This is a genomic window from Kocuria rosea (genome assembly GCF_006094695.1).
GTDB classification, from domain to species: Bacteria; Actinomycetota; Actinomycetes; order Actinomycetales; family Micrococcaceae; genus Kocuria; species Kocuria rosea.
In genome coordinates, this window is sequence record NZ_CP035103.1 from 3,884,815 (window position 1) to 3,899,514 (window position 14,700).

Below are 14,700 nucleotides of genomic sequence, written 5' to 3' on the forward strand. Positions count from 1 at the left end.
GACGGTGTCGGGGGCCGGGTCGGTGTCGGGGTGGGTGCTCACCGCCTCCACCCTAGCCACCGGCGGGGCCGTGGGCGGACTCAGCGGGCCAGGTGGTGCTCCCGGCCGATCGACCAGGCCGTGTCCGCGGGGGCGGAGTCCACGCCCCAGGCGGACCACTCGTCCAGGCCGGCGAACCAGCGGGCCCCGTCCCGGCCGGCGACCACGAGGGCCGTGGCCAGCACTCCGGCGAGCCGTGCGTCCGGGCCGACGACCGTCGCGGACCGGGCGCCCGCCGCGGGCCGCCCCGTGCGCGGGTCGACGATGTGCGCCGGACGCTCGGCGGTGCTCGAGGTCGACACCGCGCCGTTGCCGGGCAGCACGGTCCAGGTCACCGCGCCGGCGTCGTCGGGGTGGCGGATGCCCACGGTCCAGGGCCTCCCGGGTCCGGCGGACCCGCGGGTCACAACGTCCCCGCCGGCCTCCACGCAGACGTTCGCGCACCCGGCGCGGACGAGGTCGTCGGCGATCCGCTCCACGGCCCACGCCGTGACGTAGCCGGAGGGGTCGAAGCCGCCGCGCACGGCCCACGGATCGAAGCAGCCGTCGGTCAGCTCCCGGGCCTCCCGGCAACGCCGGAGCACGTCGAGGAGGGCGCCCTGGGCGGCGTCCCACCGGCTGAGCCGGCGCTCGTCGAGCAGGCCGGAGCGGAGCGCCGTCACGAGCGAGTCGGGTCGGTAGGTGGAGAAGACGGCGTCGACCCACCGCATGTTGGCCACGGCCGTGTCCAGGGCGTGCTGCACGGCGGGCTCGGGGGGCAGCCCCTCCTCGCCGGCGCGGACGTCGACGGTCACGGTGGTGCCCCAGACGGGCTCCCGGTGGCGGTGCCACCGGCCCTCGGGGCGACGCAGCTCGACGGCGGGGGCGCTCACAGCCCGGCCCGCTCGAGGAGCTCCCGGCAGACCGTGCGGTAGCCCTTCACGGCGGGGGCGGCGCCGCTCACGACGTCGACGCGCGCCGGCCGTCTCGTGAGGGCCTCCTCCTGGAGGACGGGGACGGCGGGGTCGTCGAGCCGCTGCGGGGGGCGTGGGGGGAGAGGTGTGCGGTCGATGACTTCGACTATAGGACCGGGGGTGGTGCCGGTCACTGGACTTTCGGGCAGAGTTGCGCAGGCGGGGACGCGGGACGGGCCCGTTCCTACGCCGGCGCAGGAACGGGCCCGTCCGCGGGTCCCGCTAGTCGGCGATCTGGATGACCTGCAGCGGCAGGTTCGTGCCGGTCCCGCAGAACTCCGCCTGGCACTCCTGGATGAACCCGGAGAGCACGGCCGGTCCCTCGTCGAAGGCCATGTTGAAGGCCACGGCCTGGTAGTCCAGCTCGACCTCGCCGCCCTCGCAGACCCACTGCTGGAAGTAGCTGCCGTTGGCGATCCGCCCCTCGGAGACCCGCTGGGTCACGCTGAGGGAGACGAAGATGTTGCTCCCCGCCGTGCACGAGACCTTGTAGGTGCCCTCGACGGCCGCCCCCTCGGCGATCCGCGTGGCGTCGCTGATCTCGTAGATCTCCATCGCCTGCGCCGGTGCGGCGGCGACGAGACCGATTCCTGCCGCGAAGGCGGCGGCCGTGACTGCCCTGGTGGTTCTTCTCATGGTTCTGTCCCATCCGGTGGAGAAGCGAGAAGCGCTTCGCGACTGGTGCCGGCCCGCGGCGCATTCCCCCGAACGCCCCCGGGCCCCGTGTCTGGTGCGACGTCACCAACGTAGGCGCAGGTCAGGGTGCATCGGCCACCGTGCGTGAAGATGACGGACACGATTCGGACACGGTGCCGGTGCCACTGCGGCCGCCGGGCACCGGCCCGGACCGGGAGGCGCCGGACGGGGCGCCGCTCAGAACGCGTCGTCGATGGCCACCGGCCGGCCGTGCCGGTCGTAGTAGTAGACCCCCTGCGTCTCCGGTGTCCCGTCGGCGGGGTCCTCCGGCGGCTCCGCCGGGAGGTCGCCGCCGCCCCGGGCGCCGAGCGCGAGCGCACCGACGGACACGAGCAGCAGGAGCACCACCGTGAGCAGCGGCCCCAGGGGCACGGCGCGGACGAGGACGGCCAGGACCACGGTCAGCGCGAGGAGCAGGAGCAGGGCGCCCGTGGCCGCGGGCTCGAACGCGCGACCGGGGCGGTCGGCCCCCGGCTCGGTCGAGGACCGGCCGGAGAAGTCCGGCAGCTGGGGCAGCTCGGGAACGAGCGGAGTGGTCACGGCGGGCCTTTCGCGTGCGGCTCCCCCGGTGGAACGGTCCCGGCGCTGAGCGGCTCCGGGAGCGACCTCGACCGGAGTCCCCCCGGTCGCTCCTGCGGGAGTTGGTTCCATCCTGGACCTCCCGCGCGCTCCGGGCCTGCCCACTCTTGTGGGGCTGTCGGGCGCCGGGCGGCACGATCCGGGGGACGGAGGGCCCGGACGGCCGCGGACGGTGCGCGGGCAGGCGCGGTCCGGCGGACGGGGCCGGGCCGGCGGATCAGGGGCCGTGCATCGTCCGGGGCCGCCCGATCCGGGTCCGGACGCCCGGTGAGAACAGCACGGACTCGGGCGGGCCGTCGACGTCGAGGCCGGCCGCGGCCAGCAGGCCGTCCTCGAGGTGCGCGACCGCCGCGGGGTGCAGCGGCCACGGCTCGTGCGAGACAGGGACGTGCACCGTGCGGCCGGCGAACCGGCTGTGCAGACCGAACCGCGCGGTGAGCTCCAGCGACAGTTCGTCGTCGGCGCGGGCAGCGCGGTCCGGGTGCACGGCGAAGGAGGACGTCGTCCGTCCGCGGCGCCGGACGACGTCGTACCCGTAAGAGGGATCCGCCCCGTCGGGGGCGGCGGCCCGGCACTGCGACCACACGTAGGGCAGGCCGGCGGCGCGGGCGCCGAGGACGACCGCGAGCCGTGGCGCGTCGAGGGACAGGAACACCACGGCGCGCGTGCCGTCCGGCTCGCGGGAGTAGAGGCGCACGTTGATCTCGGGGAAGCTTCCCCACCACGGCAGGGGCACCGCGGCGCCGAGCCGGATCCGCTCCATCCGGAAGCCGACGAGGCCCGCCCAGGCGGAGCCGTCGACCACGTCCGCCCGGACGCCCGGCGGCATCCGTGCCGCCGCGGCGGGCACCGGGATCCGCCAGTGCAGGAAGACGGCGTCCTCCCAGCGCTGGTCCATCAGGTGGGGGCGCGGCAACCCCGGCGCCGCGGGCCAGGGAGCCGCCGGATCAGCCGTCGTCCTGCTCGTCATCCTGTTCCATGGGCCCCTCGCCCTCCGTGGGGCTGATGGGCCCGGTCGTGTTCTCCTCCTCGGTGGCGTCCGTGGCCTCGTCCTCGGCGGTCTCCTCGCCTCCGGCGGGGGCCTCCTGCTCCGTGCCCTCCTCGCCGCCGGACCCGGGGTCGTCGCACCCCGCGAGTCCCAGGGCGGCGACGGACAGGAACCCGATCGCCAGCGTCCTGCGCCACCAGCTCTCGCCCGCAGCTGCTGTCATGACCCCTCCTCCGTGGTTCTGCATGAGCATCAAAGGTAAGCACGCTTTCCAAACCGGTGCAACAGAGGGGACAGGATTGACGGAAGATGCTCAGCGGAAATCCAGGACGGCGCCGGTACGGTCGGGAACGGGACCGGCGCCTGCCGCCGGGGCGAACCGCCCGCGTCCCCGTCCGTCCGGGAACGAAAGGCGCACCGTGCGCACGAGCTGTCGAGGGGCCCGATCCGGCCGCGCCGCGGCGCTGGGCCTCGCCCTCGCCCTCCTCCTCGGCGCCTGCGGCGGGGACGGGGACGGGGCCGTACCGGTCGCCGCCCCGACGGCCGAGGCCGCCGCCGCGGGCCTGGCGGCGGACCTGGAGGAGCTCGCCGCCGAGGTGCCCGGTGAACTCGGGGTCGTGCTCCTCGACCCCGAGGGCGGGGAGGTCGTGGCCCGCAACGCGGACCGCCCGTTCACGAGCGCGAGCCTCTACAAGCTCTTCCTGGCCCATGCGGTCCTCGACCGGGCCGACCGGGGCGCCCTCGCCCTCTCGGACGTCGTGCCGGGACTGGGCCTCACGGTCGAGCAGGCCCTCGACGTGATGATCAGCTGGTCGGACAACGCCTCCGGTGCGGCACTGGGCCAGTGGCTCGGGTGGGAGCAGGTCGAGACCTTCGCGCACGGGCAGGGCTTCACGGCCACGACCTTCGACCCCGACACCGGCTCGCAGGACGTCGTCGCGATGACCACCACTCCCGCGGACGTCGCCGCCCTCCTGGAGCGGCTGCGCCGCGGTGAGCTGCTCTCCGGCCCCTCCGCCGCCCTGCTCCTCGGGTTCCTCGAGGAGCAGCACCTCGACTACGCCCTCTCCTCGGGCTTCTCCCCGGACGTCGGCTTCGCGCACAAGACCGGCCTGCTGGTGGACGTCTCGCACGACGCCGGGATCGTCGAGCTCGGCGGGCACGACTACGTCGTCGCCGTCCTGACCGACGGGTGGTCCGACTACGAGGAGTCGGCGCCCTGGTTCGGGGACGCCGGGCCGGAGATCGAGGCGTACGTGCGGGAGGACACCGGCACCTCCCCCCGCCCGGCCGCGGCACCGTAGGCGGGGGGTTCGGGCGGTCAGTCCGTCCCGGAGCGCACCCGGAGCACCCGGCCCCGCCAGCGCCGCCGGACCCACCGGTCGTGCGTGGCCAGCACCACCGTGCCCGGGAAGTCCTCCAGGGCCCGCTCGAGCTCCTCGGCCAGGGCCAGCGACAGGTGGTTGGTGGGCTCGTCCAGGAGCAGCAGCGGGGCCGGCTCCGCGACCAGGACCGCGAGCGCCACCCTCCGGCGCTGCCCGGGGGAGAGCTCCCCGAGGGGGCGGCAGGCGTCGCCGGCGCGCAGGAGGCCGAGCTCCTCCAGCGTCGGGGCGCCGCTGCCGTCCCGCAGCCGGGAGCGGAAGGCCGCCTCGGCCGGGCACGCCAGGTCCGGCCAGGAGTCGTCCTGGGCCAGGCGGCCGACGACGACGGGGCCCTGCCGCTCCACGGTCCCGCCGTCGGCGCGCAGCTCCCCCGCCAGCACGGCGAGCAGCGTCGACTTCCCGGTGCCGTTCGGGCCCTCGACCAGCAGCCGGTCCCCGGCGCGCAGCTCGAGGTCGGTGGGCGCCAGTCGTCCGTCCACATGTGCCCCGGTGAGCCGGACCAGCGGGACGTCGGCGTCGGCCCCGGTGTCCGCGCCCCGGCGGAAGCCCGCGAAGCGCAGGGGTGCCGGCGGGGCGCCGACCGCGGTGCGCTCGAGCTCGGCCAGCCGGTGGCGGGCCGAGCGCACCCGGCCGCCGATGGTCTTGGCGGCGCGGTCGCTGTAGAACTTCCGGGTGATCCGGCCCTCGGACTTCGGGGCCGTGGTGTGGAAGATCTCCCGGCCGGAGACCTCGGCGATCTCCCGCAGCCGCTCCCGCTCCTGCCCCTGGGCGGCGAAGCGCTCGGCCCAGCGGCGGCGGGCGAGCTCCCGCTGCCGGAGGTAGGAGCTGTAGCCGCCCGTGGACGCCGTGCCCTGCCGGGGCGGGCCGCCGGCGGACTCGTCGGGGCCCAGGGCGGGGTCGAGGTCGACCACCCCGGTGGCCACCTCGTCCAGGAACCACCGGTCGTGGCTGGCCAGGAGCACCGGGCCACGCCAGCCGGCCAGCTCGGCCGCGAGGAAGTCGACGGCGTCGTCGTCGAGGTGGTTCGTCGGCTCGTCGAGCAGCAGCGCCGTGGGCCGGGCGAGCAGCAGCGCCGCGAGCGCGAGGCGGCGCCGCTGCCCGCCGGACAGCTCCCCGACCGCCCGGCTCCTCGGCAGCCGGGCCAGTCCGAGTCCACTCAGGACCGTCTCGATGCGGGCGTCGAGGGCCCACAGCCCGTGGCGCTCGGCGTCCCGGAGCACGGTGTCGTAGGCGTCCGCCGTCGCGGGGTCGTCGGGCGCCGCGGCGATGCCGACGGCGAGCGCTGCCAGCCGGTGCTCCAGGGCGCGGACCTCTCGGACGGCTCGCTCGACGACCTGCTCCAGGGTGGTGGCGGCGGGGAGGTCGAGCTCCTGGTGCAGCAGTCCGGTGCGCTCCGGCCGGTGCACGGTGCCCGTGCCCGGCACCAGGAGCCCGGCCGCCACGTGCAGCAGGGTGGTCTTGCCGGCGCCGTTCTCCCCGATCAGGCCGGTGCGCTCACCGGCGGCGACGGTCAGGGACACGTCGGTGAGGACCCGGCGGCCGGGGTGGCTGACACCGATGCCGTCCAGGCGCAGGTGGGCGGGGCGGTGCGGGGCGGCGGTCGCCGCCGAGGGGGCGGTGGTGGTCACGGTGCGGTCCTGTCGATGCTGGGGGTCGGGCCCGCCGGGCGAGTGCGGCACCGGATGCGCGGAGCCCTCTGGGCTCGGATCGACGGTGCCGGCCGCGGACGCGGGCCGGGGCATCAGGACAGGAACATGCCCACCAAGGTACGCCCGGGCGGGCGCCGCGGGCAAGGGTCCCGGCGGACCGCCGGCGGTCCGCGGTCGACTCCCTCGGCGGTCGGGCGTAGCCTGCGGACCATGGACTCCCAGGTGCAGCGGGCCGTGTTCAGCACCCGCGACCCGGCCGAGGGCATCGCGGTGCTCGACGAGGTCTTCGCCATCCGGGGCGTGCGCCGCTCCCCGGACGGCAGTTTCGACATGACCCTGGCCTCGACCGGGATCGACTTTGTCGCCTACGAGCGCGTCCGGCTGAAGGGCTCCTCGTGCACCGGCCGCACGGACGGCGCCGGCGTGCTGCGGGTGTGCCACGTGACGGCGGGCGTGCTGAGCGCCACCAGCGCCGGCGACCGCTTCCCCCGCACCGGGCCCTTCCTGTTCCCGCAGCGCACCTTCACCAGCTGGTGGGACGACCTCGAGGCGACCACCGTGTCCCTGGACCCTGCCGCAGTGGAGGACCACGCCCGGCGGCTGCTGGGGAACGAGGGCTTCCGGCTGGAGTTCACGGGGACCCGCCCGGTGTCGCCGGCCATGACCCAGTACTGGCGCGGGACGGTCTCCCACTTCGCCCGCGACCTCCTGCCCGACTCCCGGGCGATGAGCAGCCCCCTGATCCGCTCCGAGGCCGCCCGCTCCCTCGCCACCGTCCTGCTGCACACCTTTCCCGGGAGCTTCCTGGACCGCAGCGGGACGGCCACCGGGCAGACCCGCCCGGCTCCGGCCGGAGTGCGGCGGGCGGTGGCCTTCATCGAGGAGCACGTGGCCGCGGACGTCGGACCGGCCGACATCGCCGCCGCCGCCCGGATGAGCGTGCGCGGTCTCCAGGCGGCCTTCCGCCGGGAGCTGGACACCACCCCGATGGCCTACCTGCGCGACGCCCGGCTCGACGCCGTCCACCGGGAGCTGCTCGCCGCCGACCCCACGACCGGCTCGACCGTGGAGGCGGTGGCCGCGCGCTGGGGCTTCGGCCACCGCGGCCGCTTCGCCGCCGCCTACCGGGACCGGCACGGCCAGGCCCCCGCCACCACCCTGCGGAGCTGACCGGGATGCCCCAGGAGACGGAGCGGGCGCCGGGGACGCCGATCCGCCTGCACATGGCGACCACCGACCCGGAGGTGGCGAACGAGGCGCTGCAGCAGATCTACACCAGTGCGCGCATGGGCACGATCACCGACGAGTCGTCCTTCCTGTACCGCCAGGACGTGCTGGGCGACGCCGACCTCCAACTGGGCCGGCTCACCTTCCGCGGCAGCATCGCCGGCCGGATGGTGCTCGACGACATGTTCTCGGTCGTCGTGCCCCGCGCCGGGGGCGTCGACTGGAGCATCGACGGCCGGAGGGGCAGCGGGCTCGGGGTGTTCCTGCTGCAGCCGGGCCAGGAGTACTGCGGCGAGGTGGACCAGCTGCTGGTCGACTCGGTCACCATCGACCGGTCCACGCTGCGGGAGACCGCCCGGACGGTCCACGGGGACGAGACCCTCGAGGTCGCCTTCCACGGACCGCGCCCGCACTCCCCCGCCCGGGAGAGGCACTGGAGGAGCACCTTCGCGTTCGCGCAGCAGGTCCTGGCCGACCCCGAGGTCGCCTCCCTCCCCCTGCTGCGCGCGGATCTGCGGCGGCGGATGTCGGTGGCGACCCTGGAGGCGTTCGCCTTCGCCGGGGAGCCCGTGGCCCGGCGCGCGTCGGCCGCCGGGCAGCAGGCGGCCTACCGGGACGCGGTCGAGTTCCTGCACGCCGCCGCGTCCTCGCCGATCACGGTCGAGGACGTCGCCCGCCACGCGGGGGTGAGCACCGTGGAGCTCGTCCGGGCCTTCCGCTCCCACGCCGGGACCACGCCGGGGGCCTATCTGCGCGAGCTGCGGCTGGTGGCCGCCCACGACGACCTGGTGCAGGGCGACCCGGCCCGGGGTGACACCGTGCGCGGCATCGCCCGGCGCTGGGGCATGAACCACCCCGGCGACTTCGCGCGCCGCCACCGGCAGGCCTACGGCGAGAACCCGGCCGCCACCCTGCGCCGTTAGAGCAGCGGCCAGGGGATCCGGCGGCCGGTGACGTCGACCGGCAGGACCGCCTCGTCGAGGAGCCGGCGCACCCGCCGCCGCAGCGCGGCCACCTCCTCGGCGTCGAGGAGCTCGGCGAGCTCGGCGGGGACGTCGTCGGCCAGCGGGGCGATGTCCCGCAGCAGGTCCTCGGGCACGGGCTCGCCGGAGAAGTCCCAGACGACCGTCCGCAGCTTGAACGCCGCCGCGAAGCACAGACCGTGGTCGATCCCCCAGATCCGGCCGTCGGCGCCCCGCAGCACGTGGCCGCCCTTGCGGTCGGCGTTGTTGGCCACGAGGTCGAACAGCGCGATCCGGCGCAGGGCGTCGTGGGTGTCGGGGGCGGTGTCGTAGAGGGTGAAGTAGTGCTGCCGCGGGTCGTGCTCCACGAACCGCTGCAGGGACCCCGAGCCGAACGGGCCGTCCTGGCGCAGGACGGTGGGCGGGACGATGCCCCAGCCGAGGAACTCGCTCAGCACGTACGCGGCGCGCTCCCGCCGGTGCAGGCCGGGGCGGAAGTCGAGCAGCGGCCGCTCGCCCTCGAGCGGCTTGTAGATCCCCCAGGCCGTCTCCTCCTCGAGCGTGACCTCGACGAGCAGCGCCGAGTTGCTGCTCTCCCGGATCAGTCCGAGGAGCTCCAACCGGCCCTCCGTCAGGAGCACGAGCTCGCCCATCAGCGTCCGCTCACGACACCCTCAGGCCGGCCAGCGGCTGGTCCGTGGAGTTCACGGTGAGCACGGCCGGCGCCTGCCCCGGCGCGTACGAGATCGCCGAGACGGAGCACGGGCTGACCACGATCCGCTGGAACAGGTCCAGGTGCGTGCCCAGGGCGTGGGCGAGGGCCGCCTTGATGGGGTCGGCGTGCGAGAAGCAGACCACCACCCCGCCCTCGTGGGCGGCGCGCACCCGGTCCACGGCGCCCACGGTGCGCGCCTGCATCTCCGGGAAGCTCTCGCCGCCGGGGAAGCGGAAGGTCGAGGGCGCCCGCTGGACGGTCGACCACGCCTTGAGCCGGGAGAGGCGGGAGAGCTCCTCGCCCGTCCACTCCCCGAAGTCGCACTCGAGCAGTCCCGGCTCCACGACGGCCTCCCGGCCGGTCCGGGCCGCGGTCGGCGCCGCGGTCTCGCGCGTGCGCTCGAGCGGTGAGGTGTACACGGCGTCGACGCGCACGCCCGCGAGCCGCTCCGCCACCCGGTCCGCCTGGGCCCGGCCGCGCTCGGAGAGGTGCAGGCCGGGGGCCCGCCCCGGCAGGACCTTGCCCGTGGTGGGGGTCTCCCCGTGCCGCACGAGCAGGACGAGGGTGCTCCGTGGTGCCTTGCGAGTGACCATGATGCACCAGCGTACTGGCGGGGGCCCCGGGGCCACAGGGGCCCCGCGCCCGTCGTCGTCGGGCGCCGCCTGCGACGACGCCGGCCCCGGCCCGGGGGCGCCCTCTTGACGCCGGGGTTAGGTTGGCGCTGTGACTGATCGCACCGATCACCCTGACATTCGCACGCTCGGCGAGCTCCGCGCCGCCGGCGTGACCCACCGGACGCTGCGCGAGGAGATCCGCGAGAACCTCCTGCGCACGCTGGCCGAGGGCGGTGACCCCTGGCCGGGCCTGCACGGGCTCGGGCGCACGGTCCTGCCGCAGCTCGAGCGGGCCCTGCTCGCCGGCCACGACGTGGTGCTGCTGGGCGAGCGCGGCCAGGGCAAGACCCGCCTGCTGCGCACCCTCGCCGGCCTGCTCGACGAGTGGTCCCCCGCCATCGAGGGGTCGGAGCTCAACGAGCACCCCCTGGAGCCGCTGACCGAGGCGTCGCGGCGCCGGATCCTGCTCGAGGGCGACGAGCTGCCCGTGGTCTGGCGGCACCGGTCGGAGCGCTACGTCGAGAAGCTCGCCACCCCGGACACGTCCGTGGCGGACCTCATCGGGGACGTGGACCCGATGCGCGTGGCCGAGGGCCGGCGGCTCGGGGACCCGGAGACCATCCACTACGGGCTCGTGCCCCGCTCGCACCGCGGGATCGTGGCGATCAACGAGCTGCCCGACCTCGCCGAGCGCATCCAGGTGGCCATGCTCAACGTGATGGAGGAGCGGGACATCCAGATCCGCGGCTACGTCCTGCGGCTGCCGCTGGACGTCCTCGTGGTGGCCACGGCCAACCCCGAGGACTACACGAACCGAGGCCGGATCATCACGCCGCTCAAGGACCGGTTCGGCGCCGAGATCCGCACCCACTACCCGCTCGAGCTGGAGGACGAGATCGCCGTGATCCGCCAGGAGGCCGAGCTGATCGCCGAGGTCCCGGACACGATCCTGGAGACCCTGGCCCGGTTCACCCGCCTCCTGCGGGAGTCCTCCGCGGTGGACCAGCGCTCGGGGGTGTCGGCGCGCTTCGCCATCGCCGGCGCGGAGACGGTCGCGGCCGCGGCGCTGCGCCGCGCCACGATCCGCGGCGAGGCGGAGGCGGTCGCGCGGATGGTGGACATGGAGACGGCCACCGACGTCCTGGCCGGCAAGATCGAGTTCGAGTCCGGCGAGGAGGGCCGCGAGCGCGCGATCCTCGACCACCTGCTCCGCCGGGCCACCGCCGAGACCGTCCGCGGCCGCTTCCGCGGTCTCGACCTCGGCCCGGTCGTGGAGGCCTTCGACGGCCGCACGACCGTGTCCACCGGCGACGACGTCTCCGCCCAGGACTTCCTCGCCGGGCTGCCCGAGCTGACGGCCTCCGACGACGACGGGGCCGCGACCGCCTACGACGAGATCGCCGCGCGGCTCGGCGCGAGCACGCCGGGCCAGCGCGCCAGCGCGATCGAGCTGGCGCTGGAGGGGCTCTACCTCGCCCAGAAGATCTCCAAGGACGCCGACGAGGCCGGCACCGTCTACGGCTGACCGCACGGCCGGCACCAGGACCCGCACCGGGTTCCGCACCGGGACACAGAGAAGACACAGAGGGGGCGTCATGCCCGCACACCACCGGTCCTCGAGGTACGGCCGGTACACCGGAGGACCCGATCCGCTGGCCCCGCCGGTGGACCTTTCCGAGGCGCTCGAGGCCGTCTCCGAGGACGTCATGGCCGGGTACTCGCCGGAGCACGCGCTGCGCGAGTTCCTCCGGCGGGGCGGCCGCGGCCGCGACGGCCTGGACGACCTGTCCCGGCGCCTGCAGCAGCGCCGGCGCGAGCTGCTGAAGCGCCACGGCCTGGGCGGCACGCTCGAGGAGGCGAAGAAGCTGCTGGACAAGGCGCTGCGTCTGGAGCGCGAGCAGTTCCTGCGGGACGCCCGGATGGACCCGATGGACCGCTCCTTCCGGGAGATGCAGCTCGACGGCCTGCCGAGCTCCACGGCCGCCGCCGTCAGCGAGCTCGCGTCCTACGACTGGCAGTCCGAGTCCGCCCGGGAGGCCTACGAGCAGATCAAGGACCTCCTCGGCCGCGAGCTGCTGGACCAGCGCTTCGCCGGGATGAAGCAGGCCCTGGAGAACGCCACGGACGCCGACCGGGAGGCCGTGGCCGAGATGCTCCGGGACCTCAACGAGCTGCTCGAGAAGCACGGGCGGGGCGAGGACACCGAGGAGGACTTCCAGGACTTCATGGCGAAGCACGGGGAGCACTTCCCCGAGAACCCGCAGTCGGTCGACGAGCTGATCGACGCCCTGGCCCAGCGCGCGGCGGCGGCCCAGCGGATGCTCAACTCCATGTCCCCCGAGCAGCGCCAGGAGCTGATGCAGCTCTCCGCCCAGGCGTTCGGCTCCCCCGAGCTGATGGACCAGCTCGGCCGGCTCGACGCCAACCTGCAGGGACTGCGCCCCGGCGAGGACTGGGGCGGGTCGGAGGGCTTCGAGGGCCAGGACGGCCTGGGCCTCGGCGACGGGACGGGCGTGCTCCAGGACATCGCCGAGCTCGACTCCCTCGCCGAGCAGCTGGCGCAGCACCACCGGGGCGCCAACCTGGACGACATGGACCTCGACGCGCTCGCACGGCAGCTGGGCGAGGACGCCGCGGTCTCGGCCCGGACCCTCGCCGAGCTGGAGCGGGCGATGCGGGACAGCGGCTACCTGCAGCGCGGCGCCGACGGGGACCTGCGGCTCTCGCCCCGCGCCGTGCGCCGGATCGGGAAGGCGCTGATGCGGGACGCCGCGCAGAACCTGTCCTCCCGGACCGGTCAGCGCGACACCCGCCTCGCCGGTGCGGCCGGCGAGCCCTCCGGCGCCACCCGGGAGTGGCAGTTCGGGGACGCCGAGCCGTGGGACACCACCCGCACCATCACCAACGCGATCCGGCGCACCGCCGCCGAGGGCGGCGACGTCCGGCGCGGGCTGCGCCTCGACGTCCGCGACATCGAGGTCGCCGAGACCGAGGCGCGCACGCAGGCCGCCGTCGTCCTCCTCGTGGACACCTCGTTCTCCATGGCCGCCGAGGGGCGCTGGGTGCCCATGAAGCGCACGGCGCTCGCGCTCCACCACCTCGTCTCCACCCGGTTCCGGGGGGACCAGCTGCAGATCGTCGCGTTCGGCCGCTACGCCCGCGCCCTGCCGGTCGACGAGCTCACGGGGCTGCCGCCGGTGCGGGAGCAGGGCACCAACCTGCACCACGCCCTGCTGCTCGCCACGCGGTTCTTCCGCAAGCACCCCTCGATGCAGCCCGTCCTGCTCGTGGTCACCGACGGGGAGCCCACGGCGCACCTGCTGCCCGACGGCGAGAGCTGGTTCTCCTGGCCCACGGAGCCGGAGACCCTGCGCGCCACGGTCGAGGAGCTCGACCGGCTGGGACGCATGGGGGCCCAGGCGACGTTCTTCCGGCTCGGCGACGACCCGGGGCTGGAGCGGTTCCTGCGGCGGATGGCCGAGCGGATCGACGGGCGCGTGGTGGCGCCGGACCCGGGGGATCTGGGCTCCGCCGTCCTGGACGAGTACCTCAACGCCCGCGCCGGGGACCCCGACGATCTCTGAGCGGACTCCCGGCGAGCCCGGTCAGCGGGCCGCGGTGGAGCCCCCGTCGGCCGGCGGGGTGGGGTCGGACGGGCCGGACGGTCCCGCGCCCTCCTCCCCCGAGGACGCCGCCGAGGAGTGCTTCCCGTGGTGCTCGTCCTGCGCCTCGTGGGCGCCGTGGGCGGCGTGCTCGGCCTCGTGCTCGCCCTTGCCGAAGGGCAGCAGCTCCCAGACCAGCACCAGGACGGCGCCCCAGGCCAGGCCCAGGACGGCGGAGAAGAAGGTGTTCGTGAGCCAGGCGAGCGCCGCGCCGAGACCGCCGGGGACGGCGTCGTGCACGAGCACCTCCACGTGGTGGACGGCCTCGTACGGGGCGTGCCAGCCCAGGTCGTCGAGGCCGACGAGGACGATGTGCCCGCCCACCCAGATCATGGCGGCGGTGCCCACGACCGAGATGACCGTGAGCAGCCCGGGCATGCCCTTCACCAGGCCGTGGCCGATCTTCTGCGTGGTCGGGGAGGACCGTCCGGCCAGGTGCAGGCCGAAGTCGTCCATCCGGATGATCAGCGCCACCACCCCGTAGACCAGGACGGTGATGCCGATGGCCACGACCACCAGGATGGCCGCCCGCGAGAGCAGCGGCTCGCCGGCCACCTCGTTGAGGGAGATGACCATGATCTCGGCCGAGAGGATCAGGTCGGTGCGCACCGCGCCCCCGACCATCGTGTCCTCCGCGTCCTTGCCCTTCTCGACCACGGGGGTCTTGGTCTTGGCCCCGTGGCCCGAGATCTTCGACCAGATCTTCTCGGCCCCCTCGAAGCACAGGTAGCTGCCGCCGAGCATGAGGATCGGGGTGAGCAGCCACGGCGCGAACTGGCTCAGCAGCAGGATGACCGGGAGGATGAAGATGAGCTTGTTGCGCAGCGAGCCCTTGGTGATGCGCCAGATGATGGGCAGCTCGCGGGCCGGGGAGACGTCCTGGACGTACTGCGGGGTCACGGCGGTGTCGTCGACGACGACGCCGGCGGCCTTCATGCTCGCCCGGCCCGCCGCCGCGCCGATGTCGTCCACGGAGGCGGCGGTGACGCGGGCCAGGGCGGCGACGTCGTCCAGCAGGGCCATCAGACCGCCGCTCATCGGAGGGCCTCCGGCGCGGTCTCAACAGGGGCGGGCGGAGCCGCGGTGGTGATCAGCATGATGACAGAGTAGGGCCTCGGACGCCCGGATGCTCCCGCGCGGGACGAACGGGCACCGATGTCCTGCCGTTCCGCGGAGCCGGTGCCGTGCGCCCGGCGCCGGACCGTCCACCCCCGACCAGGTAGCACCGACCAGG

Annotated in this window: 15 protein-coding genes; 5 read left to right on the forward strand and 10 right to left on the reverse strand. The window is 75.0% G+C overall.

The genetic code is table 11. The annotated features are described in order from the left end of the window. Positions 1-80 precede the first annotated feature (80 nt). The 6 genes from EQG70_RS17720 to EQG70_RS17745 form a co-directional block, all read right to left on the reverse strand. Positions 81-911 carry an FAD:protein FMN transferase gene (locus tag EQG70_RS17720; protein WP_109269054.1) on the reverse strand — a complete coding sequence of 277 codons (831 nt, stop codon included), beginning with the start codon at positions 909-911 and terminating at the stop codon, positions 81-83. Then, positions 908-1,126, reverse strand: a complete 219-nt coding sequence (locus EQG70_RS17725) for a hypothetical protein (protein WP_109243967.1) — start codon at positions 1,124-1,126, stop codon at positions 908-910. The genes EQG70_RS17720 and EQG70_RS17725 overlap by 4 nt, the downstream gene beginning before the upstream one ends. Positions 1,127-1,214: 88 nt before the next feature. Beyond that, positions 1,215-1,628 (reverse strand): hypothetical protein, encoded by a 414-nt coding sequence (locus EQG70_RS17730; RefSeq protein WP_126346732.1) that lies wholly within the window; start codon positions 1,626-1,628, stop codon positions 1,215-1,217. 237 nt (positions 1,629-1,865) lie between these two features. Next, positions 1,866-2,228 (reverse strand): hypothetical protein, encoded by a 363-nt coding sequence (locus tag EQG70_RS17735; protein ID WP_109244486.1) that lies wholly within the window; start codon positions 2,226-2,228, stop codon positions 1,866-1,868. A 256-nt stretch (positions 2,229-2,484) separates the two neighbouring features. After that, entirely contained in the window at positions 2,485-3,165 is a 681-nt protein-coding gene (locus EQG70_RS17740; RefSeq protein ID WP_109244485.1) for a YqjF family protein, read from the reverse strand. Between the two features lie 49 nt (positions 3,166-3,214). After that, entirely contained in the window at positions 3,215-3,478 is a 264-nt protein-coding gene (locus tag EQG70_RS17745; RefSeq protein WP_109244484.1) for a hypothetical protein, read from the reverse strand. 196 nt (positions 3,479-3,674) lie between these two features. Here EQG70_RS17745 and EQG70_RS17750 point away from each other — a divergent pair, with 196 nt between their 5' ends. Next, positions 3,675-4,559 carry a serine hydrolase gene (locus tag EQG70_RS17750; RefSeq protein WP_126346733.1) on the forward strand — a complete coding sequence of 295 codons (885 nt, stop codon included), beginning with the start codon at positions 3,675-3,677 and terminating at the stop codon, positions 4,557-4,559. Positions 4,560-4,576: 17 nt separating this feature from the next. Here the strand turns inward: EQG70_RS17750 and EQG70_RS17755 are convergent, their stop codons facing one another. After that, entirely contained in the window at positions 4,577-6,265 is a 1,689-nt protein-coding gene (locus EQG70_RS17755; protein WP_109244482.1) for an ABC-F family ATP-binding cassette domain-containing protein, read from the reverse strand. Between the two features lie 231 nt (positions 6,266-6,496). Between EQG70_RS17755 and EQG70_RS17760 the strand changes: the two genes are divergently transcribed. Then, positions 6,497-7,456, forward strand: a complete 960-nt coding sequence (locus tag EQG70_RS17760; RefSeq protein WP_109244481.1) for an AraC family transcriptional regulator — start codon at positions 6,497-6,499, stop codon at positions 7,454-7,456. Positions 7,457-7,461: 5 nt separating this feature from the next. Continuing rightward, entirely contained in the window at positions 7,462-8,436 is a 975-nt protein-coding gene (locus EQG70_RS17765) for a helix-turn-helix transcriptional regulator (RefSeq protein ID WP_109269053.1), read from the forward strand. Here the strand turns inward: EQG70_RS17765 and EQG70_RS17770 are convergent. Together EQG70_RS17770 and EQG70_RS17775 are read right to left on the reverse strand one after the other, a co-directional pair. Then, positions 8,433-9,128, reverse strand: coding sequence for an SCO1664 family protein (locus EQG70_RS17770; protein ID WP_109269052.1), 696 nt, complete (start codon positions 9,126-9,128; stop codon positions 8,433-8,435). The two genes, EQG70_RS17765 and EQG70_RS17770, sit on opposite strands and share 4 nt — an antisense overlap. Positions 9,129-9,138: 10 nt before the next feature. Beyond that, on the reverse strand, positions 9,139-9,783 hold the full coding sequence (locus tag EQG70_RS17775; protein WP_017835026.1) for an MSMEG_4193 family putative phosphomutase: 645 nt from the start codon (positions 9,781-9,783) through the stop codon (positions 9,139-9,141). A gap of 130 nt (positions 9,784-9,913) precedes the next feature. On the opposite strand from EQG70_RS17775, the gene EQG70_RS17780 reads away from it, so the two are divergent. After that, on the forward strand, positions 9,914-11,329 hold the full coding sequence (locus EQG70_RS17780) for a magnesium chelatase ATPase subunit I (protein ID WP_035924417.1): 1,416 nt from the start codon (positions 9,914-9,916) through the stop codon (positions 11,327-11,329). A gap of 70 nt (positions 11,330-11,399) precedes the next feature. Next, positions 11,400-13,388: a vWA domain-containing protein gene (locus EQG70_RS17785; protein WP_095650067.1), complete on the forward strand. Its 1,989-nt coding sequence runs from the start codon at positions 11,400-11,402 to the stop codon at positions 13,386-13,388. A 21-nt stretch (positions 13,389-13,409) separates the two neighbouring features. Here EQG70_RS17785 and EQG70_RS17790 read toward each other — a convergent pair whose 3' ends face one another. Continuing rightward, entirely contained in the window at positions 13,410-14,504 is a 1,095-nt protein-coding gene (locus tag EQG70_RS17790; RefSeq protein ID WP_109269051.1) for a DUF808 domain-containing protein, read from the reverse strand. Positions 14,505-14,700 lie beyond the last annotated feature (196 nt).